This window comes from Ruficoccus sp. ZRK36, assembly GCF_019603315.1.
GTDB lineage: Bacteria > Verrucomicrobiota > Verrucomicrobiia > Opitutales > Cerasicoccaceae > Ruficoccus.
Window position 1 is genome coordinate 165,358 of sequence record NZ_CP080649.1, and the last position, 17,509, is coordinate 182,866.

A 17,509-nucleotide genomic window follows, 5' to 3' on the forward strand; every position below is an offset into this window, starting at 1 on the left:
GTTTACTTGGAGGTTTGCCCGGAGGCATCCTGCGAGGTTTTCTGTCCTGGCTTGTCCTTGCCGGCGTCACCGTAGCCTTCCAGTTGCTCGATAAAGGCGGCTTCTTTGGTGGAAAGTTTGTCGTGCTTCTTGAGCCCCTCGATCAGGTCGAGCGGCAGCTGCCCGGACTCTTCGATCTGCTTGTAGAGCTCGGGAGAGCCCTTGTCGTACTTCTTGAGGATCTCAATAACCCCGTCCAGCGTGGACTTGGGGAGGCGGTTTTGCTTCGGGTTGTCGCTGGCCACGATGACCTCGTTACCCGGCATGAGAAATACCTGCCCCTCGACGACCACGCGCTCGCCCTTGTTCAGGCCCTTGCTGATAACCATCGTGTTATCGGCCTGGAGCTGCCCGACCTCGATCGGTCGCTGCTCGACGGTGTTGTCGGACTTGATGACAAAGGCGTAGGCGCCCTGCTGGCCGTAGGCCACGGCCCCCTTCGGGACAACCAGTGCGTCCTGAAGGACCGTCATGATGATGCGTACGGCGATGGGCTGATTCGGCCAGAAGGCGTAATCGCTGTTCTTCATCGTGGCACGGAGGTTGATCGTCCCGGTGTTGGAGGCCACGAGATTACCGAGGATGGTCATGTCCGCGTCGCGCACGATTTTCTTCTCCATCGTGCCGCTACCGAGCGGGCTGACCTCGATGGTGAGCTTACGGTCGGCCTTGTCGTAATATTCCTGAATCTCCGGGAAAACCGTGATCGGGACGATAAAGTCCACGTAAATGGGGTTCATCTGCTGGATCGAGGTCAACTGCGTGTTCGCAGAGGCGTAGACCACGTTGCCCTTATTGACCTGATAAACGCCGATCATGCCGGAAACCGGCGCGGTGATCGAACAGTAGTTCAGGTTGATCTGGGCGGCTTCGAGGGCACCGGTGTTCTCCTGGACCTGCCCCTCCAGCTGGATGACATTGGCCTCCATCTGCTCGAAATTCTGCTCAGCGACGAGTTTCTGGGGCACGAGGGGGCGGCTACGCTCAACCTCGAGCTTGGCGATCTCCAGAGCGGCAATCGACTGCTGCAGGCGGCCTTTAGCCTCGGTCACCATGGCCTCATAAGGCGGCTGGTAGATCGTGTAGAGCAGGTCGCCCTCCTTGACGATGCTCCCCTGCTCGAAATGGATGTCCACGATCTGGCCATCGACCTGCGAGACGATGTTGACGCTCTGCAGGGCGGTGATCTTACCCAGCGAATCGTAGTACAGGGGTACGTTTTTAGCCTCTACCGTGGCGGCCGTTACCGTGCGCGCGTGGGACTTCTGCTGCGGGGGAGCCTCATCAGCGCAACCGGCGAGCAAAAGAGAAAGAGTAGTTAGAGAGATGGCCAGTCCTCCCAGGCCGGACCCGAACGTTTTTGACAGGTTCATAGATAGTGGAAGTTGTTAGTTCGCAGAACACCGCTCCCCTGTCAACATCAGGTATCTACTGGGGGTGAACAGTCCAGTTGTAAAAACTGCAATACGCCATAAGTTTACCTTGTCATTACGAAAATGCACTGTTAGCTCTACTAATGAATCTATGACGCAGTCACTCTCCATCAAGGACGCCAACGAAGCGGTAGCCCAAGTTGCCTACAAGTTGAGCGAAACAGTCTCCATCTACCCGATCACCCCTTCTTCGCCGATGGCGGAGCATTGCGATGAGTGGTCGAGCCAGGGTAAGCCCAATTTGTGGGGTGTGGTACCCGAGGTCACGCAAATGCAGAGCGAAGGCGGTGTCGCCGGTGCCGTACACGGCGCATTGCTCGGCGGGACGCTGACCACGACCTTTACCGCATCGCAGGGCCTGCTGCTGATGATCCCGAACATGTACAAGATCGCTGGCGAGTTGCTGCCGTTCTGCATGCACGTGACCGCCCGCAGCCTGGCCACCCAGGGCCTATCGATTTTCGGGGACCATAGCGACGTCATGGCCTGCCGCCAGACCGGCTTCGCCATGCTCGCCTCCAACAGTGTGCAGGAAGCCCACGACCTGGCCGCCGTCGCCCATGCCGCGACGCTGAAGTGCCGCGTGCCCTTCATGCACTTCTTCGACGGGTTCCGCACCTCGCACGAGATCAACACCTATGAGCCCCTCCCCGAGGAACTGCTCAAGGATCTGATGGACGAGCAGGCCATCTCCGGCTTCCGCCAGCGCGGGATGAGCCCGGACGATCCCTTTATCCATGGTACCGCCCAGAACCCGGACGTGTACTTCCAGGGCCGCGAAGCCTCCAACCCCTTCTACCATGCCCTGCCCGAAGCCGTCTCCGAAGCGATGGAGACTCTCGGTAAGACCACCGGCCGCCACTACAGCCTCGTAGACTATGTGGGCGACCCCGAAGCCGACCACGTCGTCGTGGTCATGGGCTCGGGTGCCGAAACCTGCGAGCAGGCCAGCGAATGGCTGAACAAGAACGGCGAAAAGACCGGCGTGATCAAGATCCGCCTCTACCGTCCCTTCCCGCTGCAGGCTTTCCTCGACGCCATCCCGGCCTCCGCCAAGTCCATCGCTGTGCTCGACCGCACCAAGGAGCCCGGCTCCCTGGGCGAGCCGCTTTACCAGGACGTCATCACCGCCCTGGCCCAGAGCAACATGCGCCGCGAGATCACCGTCATCGGTGGCCGCTATGGCCTCGGCTCCAAGGAGTTCGACCCGGCCATGGCCAAGTCTGTCTTTGACAACCTCAAGCAGAAGGAGCCGAAGCACGGCTTCACCGTCGGCATTATCGACGACGTGACCAACACCTCCCTGCCGATCGACGAGCACTTCGACCTGGAGTCGCCGGAAGTCTTCCGCGCGGTGTTCTTCGGCCTGGGTTCAGACGGCACCGTCGGCGCCAACAAGAATTCCATCAAGATCATTGGGGAAGAGACCGACAACTACGCACAGGCTTACTTCGTCTACGACAGTAAGAAGAGCGGCGCCATGACCGTCTCGCACCTGCGCTTCGGTCCCAAGCCCATCCAGGCCCCGTACCTGATCAAGAATGCGCGCTTCGTCGGCTGCCACCAGTGGCAGTTCATGCGCCAGTACGACCTGCTCAAGTACGCCGCCGAGAACGCGGTCTTCCTGCTCAACTCCCCCTATGGCCCCGAAAAGGTCTGGGACCACCTCCCCCGCGAGGTGCAGGAGACGATGATCCGCAAGAACATCCAGCTTTACAGCATCGACGCCTACCACGTCGCCAAGGAAGCCGGTATGGGTGGCCGCACCAACACGATCATGCAGACCTGCTTCTTCGCCATCTCGGGCATTCTCCCGAAGGACGAAGCCATCGCGCAGATCAAGAAGGCCATTCAGAAAACCTACGGCAAAAAGGGTGAGTCGATCGTTAAGAAGAACTTCGACGCCGTGGACGCCGCCGTGGCCAACCTTTACGAGATCCCGCTGCCTGCCTCAGCCAGCTCGGAGGACGTGATTCCGCCGACCGTCGCCAACGAGGCCCCGGACTTCGTCAAGAACATCACCGCCATCATGATGCGCGGCGAAGGCGACCGCCTCCCCGTCAGCAGCATCCCGATCGACGGCTGCTGGCCCACCGACACCGCCCGCTGGGAAAAGCGCAACATCGCCACCGAAATCCCGATCTGGGACCCGGAAATCTGTATCCAGTGTGGCAAGTGCGCCATGATCTGCCCGCACGCCACCATCCGTGCCAAATACTTCCCTGAAGATGCCGTCGAAGGCGCTCCGGAAGGCTTCCGATCTACCAAGTTCCGCAGCCGCAACAATCCGGGCAACAACTTCACCATCCAGGTCGCCCCGGAAGACTGTACCGGCTGCGGACTGTGCGTGACCATCTGCCCGGCCAAGGACAAGGCCAACCCGCGCCGCAAGGCCATCAACATGGAGTCCCACGAAGAAAACGTGGATCGCGAACGCGAGAACTACGACTTCTTCCTCGACCTGCCGGCCCCGCCGCGCTCCGAGCTGAGCCTGACCGTCAAGGACAGCCAGCTGCGCGAGCCTCTGTTCGAGTACTCCGGTGCCTGCGCCGGCTGTGGTGAGACCCCGTACCTGAAGCTGCTCAGCCAGCTCTTCGGTGATCGCCTCGTCATCGCCAACGCCACGGGCTGCTCCTCCATCTACGGCGGTAACCTGCCCACCACGCCTTACGCCAAGAACGCCGACGGACGCGGCCCGGTCTGGGCTAACTCCCTGTTCGAAGACAACGCCGAGTTCGGCTTTGGTCTGCGGCTGGCCACCGACCGCAAGGGCGACATCGCCCGCCACTACCTCAAGCTTTGCTCCGAGGAACTGGGCGACAACCTGGTGCGCGAAATCCTGCACGCCCCGCAGCAGACCGAAGAGCAAATCTTCGCTCAGCGTGACCGCGTCGCAGTGGTTAAAAACCGCCTCAAGACCGTTAACACGGACAACGCACGTACGCTGCTCGACCTCGCCGACTTCCTCGTCAAGAAGTCCGTCTGGTGTGTCGGTGGTGACGGCTGGGCCTACGACATCGGTTTCGGTGGGCTCGACCACGTGCTGGCCTCCGGCCGCAACGTCAACATCCTCGTCCTCGACACCGAAGTGTACTCCAACACCGGTGGACAGTCCTCCAAGTCGACCCCGCTGGCCGCAGTCGCCAAGTTCGCCGCCGGCGGTAAGGCCACGCCTAAGAAGGACCTTGGCATGATCGCCATGGGCTACGGCAACGTCTTCGTCGCCAGCGTCGCCATGGGTGCCAAGGATAGCCAGGTCGTACAGGCCATGGCCGAGGCCGAGAGCTTTGACGGGCCTTCGCTCATCATCGCCTACAGCCACTGTATCGCCCACGGCTACAACCTGAACTTCGGCCCCGAACAGCAGAAGAAGGCCGTCGCCTCCGGGCACTGGCCGCTGTACCGCTACGACCCGCGCCGCGCCTTCACCGGCGAGCCTGCCCTCAAGCTCGACTCGCCCCCGCCGAAGATCCCGCTGCGCGAGTACATCGAGAACGAGGTGCGCTACCGCATGCTCATGAACAGCGAGCCCGACCGTGCGACCGAGCTGATCCGCCAGGCACAGGAACGCGTGCAGGAGAAGAGCATCCGCTACCAGCTGCTCGCTTCCGCCTCAGCCGATAACGCCGAAGAGAATTAACCGATGAACCTGAAAACCACTTATCTGGGCTTCGAGCTGCCGCACCCCTTCATGGTCGGTGCCTCGCCAATCTCCGCCAAACTCGACCGGGTTCGCCTGGCTGAAGACGCCGGTGCCGCCGCCATCGTCATGAACTCTCTCTTCGAAGAGCAGATCGTGCACCATGAGGCCGGCCTGGAGGAACACGTCCTCAGCCACACGGAGTCCTTTGCCGAGGCCACCAGCTACTTCCCCGCCGCTCAGGACTTCCACCTGGGCCCGGACGAGTATCTGGAGCGCATCCGCGAGATGAAGCAGGCCGTGGACATTCCGGTCATCGCCTCCCTCAACGGCACGAATCTGGGCACCTGGATGGAGTACGCCAAGTACATGGAAGAAGCCGGGGCCGACGCTCTGGAGCTGAACCTGTACTACCAGCCGCGCTCCGAAGAGGAAACCAGCGAACAGGTCGAAAGCGGCCTGATCGAGGTCGTTGAAAAGGTGCGCCAGAGCGTAAAGCTGCCGCTGGCGGTCAAGCTCTCGCCCTTCTTCTCCTCGCTGCCGCACTTCGTCAAGCAGATCGAGGAAAAGGGCGCGAACGCCGTGGTGCTCTTCAACCGCTTCTACCAGCCGGACATCGACATCGAGAACCTCGAAGCCGTGCCCTCGCTCAAGCTCTCCGACTCATCCGAACTGCTGCTGCGCCTGCGCTGGCTCGCCATCCTGGCTGGCCGCTACGAGAAGCTCAGCCTCGGCATGACCGGCGGTGTCCACACCGTCGAGGACGCAGCGAAGGCGATCATGGCCGGTGCCGACGGTATCCAGCTCGTCTCCACCCTCCTGCGCCACGGCCTGCCCCAGCTCACCAAGCTGCGCGGCGACCTGTCCTCGTGGATGGAAGAGCACGAGTATGAGTCCCTCGAGCAGATGAAGGGCAGCATGAGCTATCAGCACGCCCCGAACCCAGAGGTGATCGAGCGCGCCAACTACCTGCGCATCCTCCAGAGCTGGGACGTCGAAGCCTAAGGGTTCATCCAAGCAAACGTTTTCCAATCAACGCCGGGCCTAACCGCCCGGCGTTTTTTTATGCGGGCATATGTGGCCGCACTCGCATGGATGGGGCTCGACCCCACAGGCCTTACATCGCCTCTAAGGTCTTCAACACGATAGCTTCGTCCGGGGCGAGAGTTTCGCGAATGCGGTAGAGCGTACGCGCGGTCTGGGCGTAGTCGGCCTCTTGCCCGGTGCGGCGGTGGTGCAGCTCGCGGATATAGCGCACCGCACGGTCGATGAGCTTGTTATTGGAGGGCTTGACCCAGGTCATGAGATTGCCCTCGTAGCGGCCGAGTCTGCCCATCACGAGCGTCGAGTGGGTGTTGAGGATGAGCTTGAGTAGCAGGTGCCGGTGCAGCAGCGGAGCCCCGGCAACGGGCAGGGTGTGGCGCAGTCCACCCAGATGCAGGGCAACGCCTTTCTCATCCGTGGTGACGCGGAATCGGTCAAAGGTCTCGCTGGCGCGGTGGAGGCGGGCCTTTAGGGAAATGTCAAAACCCAGCAGCGTCTCCAGTCCGGCCACAGCGCGGCACTCGTCCCACTCCAGACAGCGCGGCGCGCGATGCAGGAGCGTAGCCCATGCCTCGTCCGCGCTACGGGTCTGCGGCAGACACAGGTAGCAGAGGCTGGGCGGCTGATCGGGCAGACGGGTGTTCTCAAAGGCGGGCAGCGAAAAGGTCGGGGCGCGCTCAGTGGTATCGGTCAGCACGGTGATCCCGTAGTCGTCAGTCTCGTAGAGCACTTGTTCGCCCTCGGCGTAGCGGCGGGCTTCCTCGGCGGTAAATTCCTCAATAAAGCTCCAGTCCGTTTCCATCGCCAGCCGGGTAAATGCCGCCAGCGCGGCGGGAATCTTTTCCGGTGCGGCGTGATGCTCCAGGGCAAGGCCGGCGGCGAGCATCTGCACGGTGCTGGCCTGCATGCGGGTGCTTCCGGCCAGCGCCATCGGGCCGACGGTGAGGTTGAGTTTGCGAATGGTGGGGTTCTCAAGCACACGCCGCGAGCGTTCGGCCACGCGTGCAAGGACCGTATCCGGATTACAATACAAGAACCACGGCGCATGCCGCGAGAGCGTAGCTGCAGCTTCACAGGCCCCGATGACGAACGGCGTCTCACCACCCTCGGTGATGGCCAGCAGCAGGTCGTCTTCGGTAAAGCCCAACTCGCGCAACTGGCGCTCACCGTAGCCGGGGAAGTCCTCGAAGCCCTCCAGAGAGCGGATGAGCGCGGCGTCACCCCCGGCCATAAATCCGACCACGCGCCCGGCCAACTCCGGGAGCAGCATGCCCTCGCGGGAGAGGGTTTCGAGCGAGAGGGAGAGCCGCCCGGTAGCGCCGCAACCACACAGGTAAACGCTGCCGCCAGCGGCCAACACTTCGCCCACAGCAGTGGCCAGCTCGGTGATGCCACCTGCGTACTCGGCCATTTGCTCCAGGGCGAGCCGGTCCACTTCCTTGAGGGTGGCGATGGCGCGGGGCAGGTCGTGCTGAGCCTGCTCGGAAAGCGTCTCGGTGAGCGGATGCGGCTGCTCGGTCACGAGCTCGCCCAGTTTAAACTGATCCGCCATGGACAGGAATTCGTCTGCGTTCGCCGCTGTCTTCATGGAGTGTTGTGATTAACCACAAAGCCCTAAAGACACAAAGCAATATCTGCGTCCGGGGATTGATTCCCGGCGAAGGACACACCCAGAGGTCCCAGGCGTACCAGTATGATGAGGCAGAGGCCCATCATTGCTGCTCCAGCCGGAGCGTCCTGTGCGGTTACGCACCGCCGGACTGGACCGAGCGCTTGACGGCCTCGGTGTGGCGCACGTCGTCGCCCTCCAGCAGGTAGATGACGTCCTCTGCCACATTAGTGGCATGGTCGCCGATACGCTCCAGGGCCTTGGAGATAAAAATCATTTCGATGAGCTGCTCGGTCAACTCCGGCGTCTTGCGGATAGCATCGGTCAGCTCGCGGTAGTTCTGGCGGTGCAGGTCGTCGATCTCGCGGTCCTGCTTCGGCACCGAGTAGGCGACTTCGGCGTCCTCGCCGATAAAGCTGTCCATCGCGTTACGCAGCTGCTCGATCACCTTCTCGGCCATCTGAGGCACAGCGTAGAGGTTACGCGGCGGGTAGTTCTCGTGCATACGGCGGGCGTACTTGGCGATGGTGGTGGCTTCGTCACCGACCCGCTCCAGATCGTGGCAGGCCTTCATCGCCATAGTCAGAAGCCTCAGGTCAGAGGCAACCGGTGAGCGCAGCGAGATATAGCGGATAGCCTCACTGTCGATCGAGAGCTCCAGCTCATCGATACGGTCATCCATCTCGATAACCTTATCCGACAGCGAAGGGTTTCCCTCAACCAGGGCCTGGACAGAGAAACGGACGACCTCGATCGCACGCTCGCCCATCAGGACAAGGTTTTGCCTGATCTGTTTAAGTTCTACCTGATAAAAAGGGTGCATGAAGGTGTAGATTGCGGGGAGGATGGCGATGGACCACGCGGAAACAAAGTGAGAGGTGGCCGTACAGATCCGGCTCAGTCTCACAGTGCAAAGCAAAGCTGATGCCGGGTTTTAGGTAAAGATTCAACGAAATAAAGATGCACGGCCCGTAAGTAAACGCAATGGCCGTAATGTGAAATTGCCGTAACAATCAGGGATTCAGCCGGTTTTGTATAAAAGCGGACCGGGCAAATCTTAACGCCATATCCCTCGCGACAACAACCCCTCGCACACTGCAAAAGCCGGGGCGCTATTCCCCACCCTTGTCCGGGAGGAGATCGATCAACTCGTGCAGGGAGTGGAAGTACTGGGTGAAGTCCGCCCCACCCGGCGCAGCCCGCATTGTCTCCTCAAAGATGAAGCGCTTGCTGTTCTTGAGCTGCTGGACGCGGTCCTCGACCGTGCCTGCGGTGACCAAGCGGTAGACAAAGACGGTCTTGCGCTGGCCGATACGGTGGACACGGTCGATGGCCTGATTTTCCACGGCGGGGTTCCACCACGGATCCAGCAAAAAGACATAGTCCGCACTGTGCAGGGTGACCCCGGTGCCCCCTGCTCGCAGGCTGACGAGCATGACCGCGGCGTTTTTTGCCGTCTGGAAGGCCTCGACGGGTTTGGCGCGGTCAGCGGTCTTACCGGTCAGGGTGTACAGGTCCAGGTCGGGCAGCTCGATATCGAGCATATGCTTCACCCGGTCGAGGAAGGTCACAAACTGGCTGAAGACGACGGCCTTGTGTCCGTTGGCAACGACTTCGCGCAGACGATCAACGAGCGTGAGCAGCTTACCGCTCTGCTGCCAGTCGGTCTGCTTCATCCACGGCAGCAGCCCCGGATCACAGGAGACCTGCCGCAGACGCGTGAGCAGCGTCAGCAGGCTAAATGTATTCTCCGCGGTGTAGGACTGGAGGTTGTCGCCCATACGTGCCACACCCTCTGTCGCCAACTGCTGGTAGAGGCGGCGCTGCAGCTCGGTCATGGAGCAGACGAGGTCTGTCTCGACCTTGCCGGGCAGCTCCTTGAGGACCTTGTCCTTGGTCCGGCGCAGGACAAAGGGCGCGATCTGGACGCCGACCTTCTTCATGAAAGCCTCGGGATCGGCGGTGTACTGCTCCTCGAAGCGGCGGCGGCTGCCCAGCAGCCCCGGCATGAGGAATCGGAAAATCGTCCACAGGTCCAGGAAGCGATTCTCCAGCGGCGTACCGGTCATTGCCACACGGTGCTCGGCACGGATATTCATACATGCCTGGGTGACCTTCGCCTCCGGGTTCTTAATGTACTGGGCCTCGTCGAGCACCGCGTACCCAAACTCGATCTGATCGAGCTGCGACTTGTGGCGGCGCAGCTGCGTGTAGCTGGCGATCCAGAGGCACGGCTCCTGCGAGCTGCTGAAATCCTCGCCCTTGCGCAGGATGCGGCAAAGCTGGTCCGGGAAAAACTTGCGCAGCTCACTCTGCCAGACCGGTACGACACTGGCCGGGCAGACGATGATTGAGCGCTTCCCAGCTACCGGGTGGGCAACCAATAGCGAAAGGATCTGGAGCGTCTTACCCAGCCCCATCTCGTCGGCAAGGAGGCCGTGGCAACCGTTGCGGCACAAGTGTGCGAGCCAGTGGCAGCCGTAGCGCTGGTAGGGGCGCAGGATGGGCAGCAACTCGTCCTTGGTGGAGCGCGGCGAGCTCAGGCGCTTGCGCCAGCTCTCTAGCCGTTCGCTCAGGTCGAGTTTGACCTCATCACGCCCGAAAAGGGAACAGAGCAGGTAAAGCGGCAGCACACCGTTACCCTGCTGCATGAGAGAGGAACGCCAGTCGGCGAGGGCCTCGCTCTGACGCTTGGAGAGGCGGACCAGCCCCTTACCCTTGAGAAAGACCAGGCTCTCGCCACGGAAGAAACGCTGCTGCGCCTCACGCTCGGCGATGCGCTCGCCCTCGATCTCGAAGCGCCAGTTCAGCTCAAAGGCGCCGTTGTTGAGCTCGTGTGCCTCGGCGGCGATGTTCAGCTCGCGGATGCCGTTTTTCAGCGCCAGCGCGTCCGGCGTCAGCAAGCAGGCGAAGTATTTACGCCAGCGATCGAGCTCGTTCTTAAAGAAGCTGGGGACCTCGTCCAGGCGGCCCAGCTGGTAGCGGTTGGCGGCACTGGAGAAGCGGAAGCCCGCCTTGCGGGCGAAGTTGGCCAGACGAATAAGCTTTTCGCGGTCGGCGACGGAAAGAGCGTCGCCGCTGAGGGCATTCTCCCCCAAGGCCGCAACCTTGACGCCGTTATCGAGCCAGTGGACGGAAAAATCCAGCCCCTGCTCAGACGCACTGAAGTCGAGCTGGAGTTCACGCGTGGCACTGATACCCGGCGCGGGAGCATCGTCCTCCTGGGCGCTCTCCGCAGCAGGCTCGGTGGCGTTTGACTCGCCGTCGCCTTCGGGCTGCTTCTCGGGGGCTTTGCGCTCAGTCGGCAGGGGCGATATCTCCTCGGCAATCAGCTCCTCGATCTCGTACAGACCGGCGGCAGCCAGGCAACGCCCACGGATGTTATCCTCCGTCGAGCTGCGCACCTGAAGCTTGTTCTTGTGCCACTCGACAACGGCGTAACTCTCCTGATCGCGCCAGTTACCGTGGATAATAGCGTCATCGGCGGTGAGCTCGATTTCGCGGATGCCACCGTCGCGGTAACAGGCGCGCCCCTCACGCAGCTGGCCCTCGCTGAAGGTCCGCTCCCAATCCTGACAAAGCTTGCCAAACCAAGCCTCAAGGGCATCGGCAGAGTACAGGCGTTTGGCGGAGCGGCAATCCATGAGTCACATTCCAGCTATAAGGAACCGGGAATGGTAAGCCAGCTAACCGAGGCGAGGCAAGCGAAACCGGGGCAGTATTTTCGCACAGTATAACCATTCGTGCGGTTAATCGCCGATCAGCGTACGCGCTCCCCCACTAATCAGGGATGAGGCGTGCGATCCAGAATCCCCATGCCCCGCAGGCGAGCGTCCTGCGCCCAGTGGTAGACATCGAGATACTTATCAGCCGACTGCGTCCAGCTCAGGTCCGTACGCATGGCGTTTTGCTGGAGCATGCGGTAGTCATCGGGACGGTCGTACCAAGTCGAGCAAGCCCAACCAATGGCGTAGTAGAGCGCCTTGGCGCTGGCCTCATCAAAGCGGAAACCTGTACCCCGCTCGCGACCCTCCACGTATTGCTGGACGCTATCGACCAGGCCCCCGGTGGAGCGCACGATGGGCAGCGTACCGTAGGCCATCGAGTACATCTGGTTCAGCCCGCAGGGCTCGAAGCGGCTTGGCATCACGAAAAAGTCGGACCCGGCCTCCATCAGGTGGGCCAGCTGGTTATTGTAGCCGATGTAGACCCCGACCTTACCATGGAAACGCTCCTGCAGAGCCAGGAAAGACTGCTCCAGACCACCATCACCGGCTCCCAGCAGGGTGATTTGGACGTTCATCTCGCTCATGATCCATGGGACGATCTCGGCCAGCAGGTCGAGCCCCTTTTGATCAAAGAGGCGCGCGATGGCGCAGAAGATCGGCACCTTGGAGTCGTGCTCCAGACCCATGCGCTCCTGCAGTTTGCGCTTGCACTTGGCCTTACCGGAGAGGTCATCGGCGGAGAAATTGGCGGGCAGGTGCTTATCGGTGGCGGGGTTCCACTCGTCGGTGTCGATCCCGTTAATAATCCCGATCAAGTCCCCGGCGCGGTACTTGAGCACATGGTTCAGGCCGCAGCCATACTCAGGCCCCTGAATCTCGGCCGCATAGTTCGGGCTGACCGTGGTGATCTTTGTGCTGTTGTAGATCCCTCCCTTCATCATGTTCACCAGGCCCATCGACTCCAGATTATCGGGGCGGAAAACCTCCGGCGGCAGCCCGGCGAACTGGAGCACCTCGCGCCCAAAGATACCCTGGTGCATGAGGTTATGGATGGTAAAGACCGTGGCAGCACGCCCGAGCGGTGTGTTGTACTCCGTGGTGTTCAGGTAGACCGGGACAAAGCCCACCGTCCAGTCGTGGCAGTGGATGACGTCCGGGTACCACTGGCGCGAGTGGCAGTAGTCGATCGCGGCACGGCTGAGGAAGGCGAAACGCTCGTGGTTGTCGCTGTGGCCACCCCAGGGACCGGTGTAAATCTCGTGGCGGTCGTAGTACTTGCCGTACTCGATGAAGTAGACCTGCGCGTCAGAGCCGGGGTACGTCGTCTTCCACAGGCGAGTAAACTCCTCCTTGTAACCACCCAGATGGACCGAGAACGCGCCGGGCTCGGCCGTCCAGTCCTCCTTCGGCTCCAGAAAGCCGTACAGCGGTGTGATGACGCGCACGTCATGCCCGGCCCGGGACATTTCCTTGGTCAGAGCTCCAACGACATCGGCCAGGCCTCCGACTTTGGAGAAAGGGGTCACCTCAGGGGCGACTTGCAGGATTTTCAAAGGAGCTTTCGGCATTTAGGCGTAAAGGTTTCAGATTAATACGCTTAAGCCCCACGCTCGGCAAGTCTGTCTTCCTTGGATTTCATAAAGGCTAGAAAAACAGAATAAACGAGCGATATTCCTGGAATCAAAAGAAGTATGAGCGACCATTTTGACATACCAGTGTCTTGACAGCGTCCGTTTGCCAATACCGCCATAACGGCTACGATGCCGATAATACCGAGCGCCAGACCAACATGCACTCCAGACGTTGATTGAATCCCTAGTTGAAGGATAAGCAGGACAAAGTTGCACACCGCAATCGCACCAATATACGGGCCTCGCTTAATCCGATAAGAGAAGACCGAACGATCCTGTTCTGTTTCGGAATCGTTTGTTTCCTGAATTTCAAAATCTTCCGCTTCTTCTTCATCCTCATCGGGGGGAGCGATCTTAAAATTGAAGATCGGGAGGAGCACCAACAACGCGATAAAAGTCAGGCCCATGACCGAATACCCGGCAATGTCATGCACCGAAGCGAAGACGAAGTCCGGGTTTTCCGAGCCATCAGGAAGGGTGTGGGGATTGCGGAAAATGTCACCGTCGATAGCCCCCGAGCCGTATGCATAGGCCCAGCCGGTCAGGAAGATACTGCGGAAGATATTCGTGATAACCGCGAGGATCATCGACACGAAGACCATGAGCACCTTTTTCCAGAAGCGATCCAGAAAGACCGCCGCCATAAAGGAGCCCACGAAGATACAACCCGTGAGCGAACGCACGCCCGAGCAGGCATCGGCCACCCCGACTTCGCCCTTGGGGAGTTCGAGGATGTTGCCATTACGGATGACCGTGTAGCCGAGGAAATTAAACAGCGTGTAGACGATCTTCGTGACCCACTCCAGCAGGACGAGCTTCACGGTGGAGTCCATGTACATCACCATCGGAGCCGAGATGAGCCACGCCAGCGCCGGGAACAAAAACAGGAAGGTAAAGCCCAGTCGCTCCTTCCAGGACAGGATGCGGCCCTTGGAGTCGTCCCGCGCCACCATAAAGGCCAGCCCCAGCACGATGCCTCCGAGACCTGTGGCCATGAGCATACTGCCTTGGTTCGACGGTCCCTGTGAGGCCAGAATCAGCCCACCGAGCAGGAACATGAGCAGAGCCATCGTCAGCCCCAGATAAACGACCAGCTCGGTCAAACGCATCAGGAGCGAGGGTGGGGTCGAGGTCAGCTGATCATCGTTATCCCCCAGCAGGAGCGCCCGGATCTTCGGCCAGCGGTCATAGATGACATAACCCACGAAAATAGGCACGAGATAGCCGAAGCTATAGTCCTCCATCGTAGACCAGTAAAAAAGCTGATCGTAGATAACCAGTCCGACAAAAACCAACCCGAGCCAAAAGGCGAATTGGGTTGTCCGGGGCAGAGAGAAGAAATCGGCTTTCTTGGGCATGGGGATAAGACTTTATGATCACAGGATTTCCTCGCCTGGGGCAACCCGTAAATAGCGGAAGAAAATAACCGGAGGACGCAAAAAAGCTGTCCTCGGTCCGAGCCATGGACAAGATGAAAGCGTTTTGGTTCACAACGATATCGTCATCGCCGGAGGCGGCCTGGCCGGGGCCATGGCTGCCATCACCGCCGCCGAGAAGGCCACAGGTCAAGTCACCTGGCTGATTGCAGAGGAAGCCCCGCTGGCCGAGCTGCAACGCACCGGCAGCGATGCGCGGCTGGTCACCTGCTCCTGCGCTGACCCCTCCGAACTGCTCCCCTCCTATCCACGCGGTGGCCATGACGCCCTGCCCGAGCTCTACGCCTTTGGGCCAGAGCAGACCCAGGAGTGGTGCCACCACCACAACATCGACCTTTACGAAACAGCCGAGGGCACCCTGCGCCTTCCCGACGAAGCCCCCGACCTCCCTGCCCGCCTGATCGAGCTGGCCCGTAAAGCCGGAGTCGACATTCGCACGGGCGAAAAGCTCGTTGCCGTCGAGGCCAAGCCGCAAGGCGGGTTTTGGCTCACGGTGACCGCCGAGCGCACCGTACAGTGCGCACAGCTCGTGCTGGCGGGAGACCCGGAGAACATCCCGCAGGTGATCCGGGCGGCGACCAGTCTGGGCCACAGCGTAGAGCGACCGGTCCCCAGCCTGTTTCATTTCCTGATCGACGATCCCCTCTTCAAAGGCATGCGGGCCGAGCATGTTTCAACCGTCCGGCTTTTTCTACCTGCCCTCGGGCTGGAAACGACGGGGCCACTGCTTCTGGAGCCATGGGGACTAGCCGGGGAGAGCGTGCTGGAGCTTGCCTGTCTGGCCGCCCCTGAGCTGGCCAAGCCAAACGACCAGGCCCTGCGCATTAACTGGTGCGGACGCCTCAAAGCCTCTCGCCTGCTGGAGGAGCGTGTACGCCTGCACCCGCGTCAGCGCTTGATCTCCGAGCCGCTGGCCGAGCTGCCAGCTCCGCTCTGGAGCTACCTGCTCGAAGCCGCCGGGCTCGACCCCGACCGGCACTGGGGGCAGCTGAAAAAAGGCGAGCTGCGCAGCCTGCAAGACCATCTGGAGAACACTGAGCTGCACCTCGTCCGCAAGAAACTTGCCGCCTCCGAGCGCGCCCTGTGCGGAGGCGTTGCCCGCACCGAGATCGACTTTGAGACGATGGGCAGCCTCCTCGTCCCGGGCCTCTATCTCGTGGGTGATCTGGTCGATGTGGATGGGTTTGCCAACGGCCCGCACCGCCAATGGCTCTGGACCAGCGGCCACGCAGCAGGCAGGGCATGCCCTGCACCCTAAGTGCTTCGCGCCTGGATGGCATTTCAGGAGAAATGCCATGGAGAGAACCACCCCTACACAGAGGATAACCGCCTCTGCCCATGTCGCCGCGTTGGCGGCGGCATCAGTGATCCATAGGATCACGGGTGCAGGACTGTGTCCTGCCAGGTGCAACCTGGTGACGGAATTGTCACAATATCGCCCTTGCGGCCCAAGCCTTCCGCAGTCAGGAGTTTGTGACAATCCTCTGACATGCGCGCGGTCCTCACATCCCACGGCTCCACTGGAGATATTTACCCAATGATCGCCCTCGGCAGAGCCCTGCTTGAGGCCGGGCACGAGGTGGTCTTTGCCACCGCTCCCCTCTACCGGGCAGCCATCGAGCGCGCCGGTCTGGAGTACCGCCACCTGCCCCCGGACTGGGAGAAGGAGATTTTCATCGAGTTCATGCGCGAGCTCAACCGCGCCCCGCTGCCCCTGCTGCAACTGCGCTGGATCTATAAGGGTGCCCTCCCCTTCATGGGTGAGCTCATCGACGCCATGGACGAGGCCCTCAAGGGCGCGGACCTGCTGGTGAGCTCGTACTTCTTCCCGCAGTATCGCAAGCTCGCTGAACGCCACGGCATCCCCTTCGCGACTTTCGCCTTCTGCCACAACCTCGTGCCGACGTCGGACTATCCGCCCGAGGGCACCCCGGCGCTGTATAATTTCCCCCGACGCCTCCAGCAGCGCTGGAACCGCTTCCTGTGGCGCATCTCGAACCAGGTGGTGGACTTCACTGTCAACCGCACCGTGGGCGAACTCTATCAGCAAAAGGGACTCGGACGCTCCGAGGGCTTCCTGCTCACCCCGGCCGAGCTGTGCATGGTCGCTGTTTCTCGGGAGCTGATGGGCGGGATCGAGCACGACCCGCGTTTCAAGTTCACGGGGTTCCTGCGCTGGCAGTCCGAGGAGGCCCCCGAAGTGCAGGCCGAGCTGGAGGCATTCTGCGCGGGCGAGAAAGTGCCGATCATGACCTTTGGGAGCGTGGCTTTCGACGACACGCACACCATCATGAGCCGCTTTCTGAAGAACTGGCCACGCGGCAAAAAGATCATCCTGCAAAGTGGCTGGGCGGGTCTTTCGGTCGAGCTGGAGAGGCCCGAGATCAAAGTCGTCCACCAGATGTCTCATGACCAGCTTTTCCGCTTCGCCTCTATGGTCATCCATCATGGTGGAGCGGGTACGACGGCCTCTGTGCTGCATGCAGGGGTGCCGAATATCATCATCCCCCACATCGCCGACCAGCAATGGTGGGCAAGCGAGGTCGTCCGCCTCAAAGCTGGGCTCTGTCTGGGCAAACGCAAGTGGCCCGAGAAACTCCCCTCCTACGTGCGCAAGATCGAGAAACACGCCGAGTACGCCGAGCGCGCCCGTGAAGTAGCCGACACCCTCGCCCACGAGAACGGCCCCACCTACTCCGTACGCCTGCTGGAAGACTTCGTCCGCACCCGTGCCGAGCGCGCCGCCCACGGCAAACGCACGGCGTTTGATCCGAACTAGGGGCTCCCGCCCCTACGGCACTTCGTGCCTACCCCATCAACAGACGAGCCAACCACAACAGCAGGATAAAGTCCTGCACCTGTGACCAAGGCTCGCCCTGCACCTGTGATCCTACGGATCACTCATGGGTTTACCGGAGCCAACGAGGGAGACACTGTGCACCCCCTGCC

The 17,509-nt window shown here is 61.2% G+C and carries 10 protein-coding genes; 4 read left to right on the plus strand and 6 right to left on the minus strand.

Annotated features, from left to right (window positions below; all coding sequences use genetic code 11):
• Window positions 1–2: 2 nt before the first annotated feature.
• Window positions 3–1,412, minus strand: a complete 1,410-nt coding sequence (locus tag K0V07_RS00710) for an efflux RND transporter periplasmic adaptor subunit (RefSeq protein ID WP_220622616.1) — start codon at window positions 1,410–1,412, stop codon at window positions 3–5.
• Window positions 1,413–1,563: 151 nt separating this feature from the next.
• Here K0V07_RS00710 and nifJ point away from each other — a divergent pair, with 151 nt between their 5' ends.
• A complete protein-coding gene (nifJ, locus tag K0V07_RS00715) occupies window positions 1,564–5,112 on the plus strand; it encodes a pyruvate:ferredoxin (flavodoxin) oxidoreductase (protein WP_255568054.1) in 3,549 nt (1,182 codons plus the stop codon).
• A 3-nt stretch (window positions 5,113–5,115) separates the two neighbouring features.
• Entirely contained in the window at window positions 5,116–6,117 is a 1,002-nt protein-coding gene (locus tag K0V07_RS00720; RefSeq protein WP_220622617.1) for a dihydroorotate dehydrogenase-like protein, read from the plus strand.
• 112 nt (window positions 6,118–6,229) lie between these two features.
• Here the strand turns inward: K0V07_RS00720 and K0V07_RS00725 are convergent, their stop codons facing one another.
• The 5 genes from K0V07_RS00725 to K0V07_RS00745 form a co-directional block, all read right to left on the minus strand.
• On the minus strand, window positions 6,230–7,744 hold the full coding sequence (locus K0V07_RS00725; RefSeq protein WP_220622618.1) for an SIS domain-containing protein: 1,515 nt from the start codon (window positions 7,742–7,744) through the stop codon (window positions 6,230–6,232).
• Between the two features lie 157 nt (window positions 7,745–7,901).
• Window positions 7,902–8,672 (minus strand): phosphate signaling complex protein PhoU, encoded by a 771-nt coding sequence (gene phoU, locus K0V07_RS00730; RefSeq protein ID WP_220622619.1) that lies wholly within the window; start codon window positions 8,670–8,672, stop codon window positions 7,902–7,904.
• Between the two features lie 205 nt (window positions 8,673–8,877).
• Window positions 8,878–11,409, minus strand: coding sequence for a DEAD/DEAH box helicase (locus K0V07_RS00735; RefSeq protein WP_220622620.1), 2,532 nt, complete (start codon window positions 11,407–11,409; stop codon window positions 8,878–8,880).
• A 140-nt stretch (window positions 11,410–11,549) separates the two neighbouring features.
• Window positions 11,550–13,061: a glycogen synthase GlgA gene (gene glgA / locus K0V07_RS00740; protein ID WP_220622621.1), complete on the minus strand. Its 1,512-nt coding sequence runs from the start codon at window positions 13,059–13,061 to the stop codon at window positions 11,550–11,552.
• A 29-nt stretch (window positions 13,062–13,090) separates the two neighbouring features.
• Window positions 13,091–14,482, minus strand: coding sequence for an archaeosortase/exosortase family protein (locus tag K0V07_RS00745; RefSeq protein WP_220622622.1), 1,392 nt, complete (start codon window positions 14,480–14,482; stop codon window positions 13,091–13,093).
• A 124-nt stretch (window positions 14,483–14,606) separates the two neighbouring features.
• On the opposite strand from K0V07_RS00745, the gene K0V07_RS00750 reads away from it, so the two are divergent.
• Both K0V07_RS00750 and K0V07_RS00755 read left to right on the plus strand, forming a co-directional pair.
• Window positions 14,607–15,818 (plus strand): aminoacetone oxidase family FAD-binding enzyme, encoded by a 1,212-nt coding sequence (locus K0V07_RS00750; protein WP_220622623.1) that lies wholly within the window; start codon window positions 14,607–14,609, stop codon window positions 15,816–15,818.
• Window positions 15,819–16,049: 231 nt separating this feature from the next.
• Window positions 16,050–17,339, plus strand: coding sequence for a glycosyltransferase (locus tag K0V07_RS00755; protein ID WP_220622624.1), 1,290 nt, complete (start codon window positions 16,050–16,052; stop codon window positions 17,337–17,339).
• Window positions 17,340–17,509: the final 170 nt, after the last annotated feature.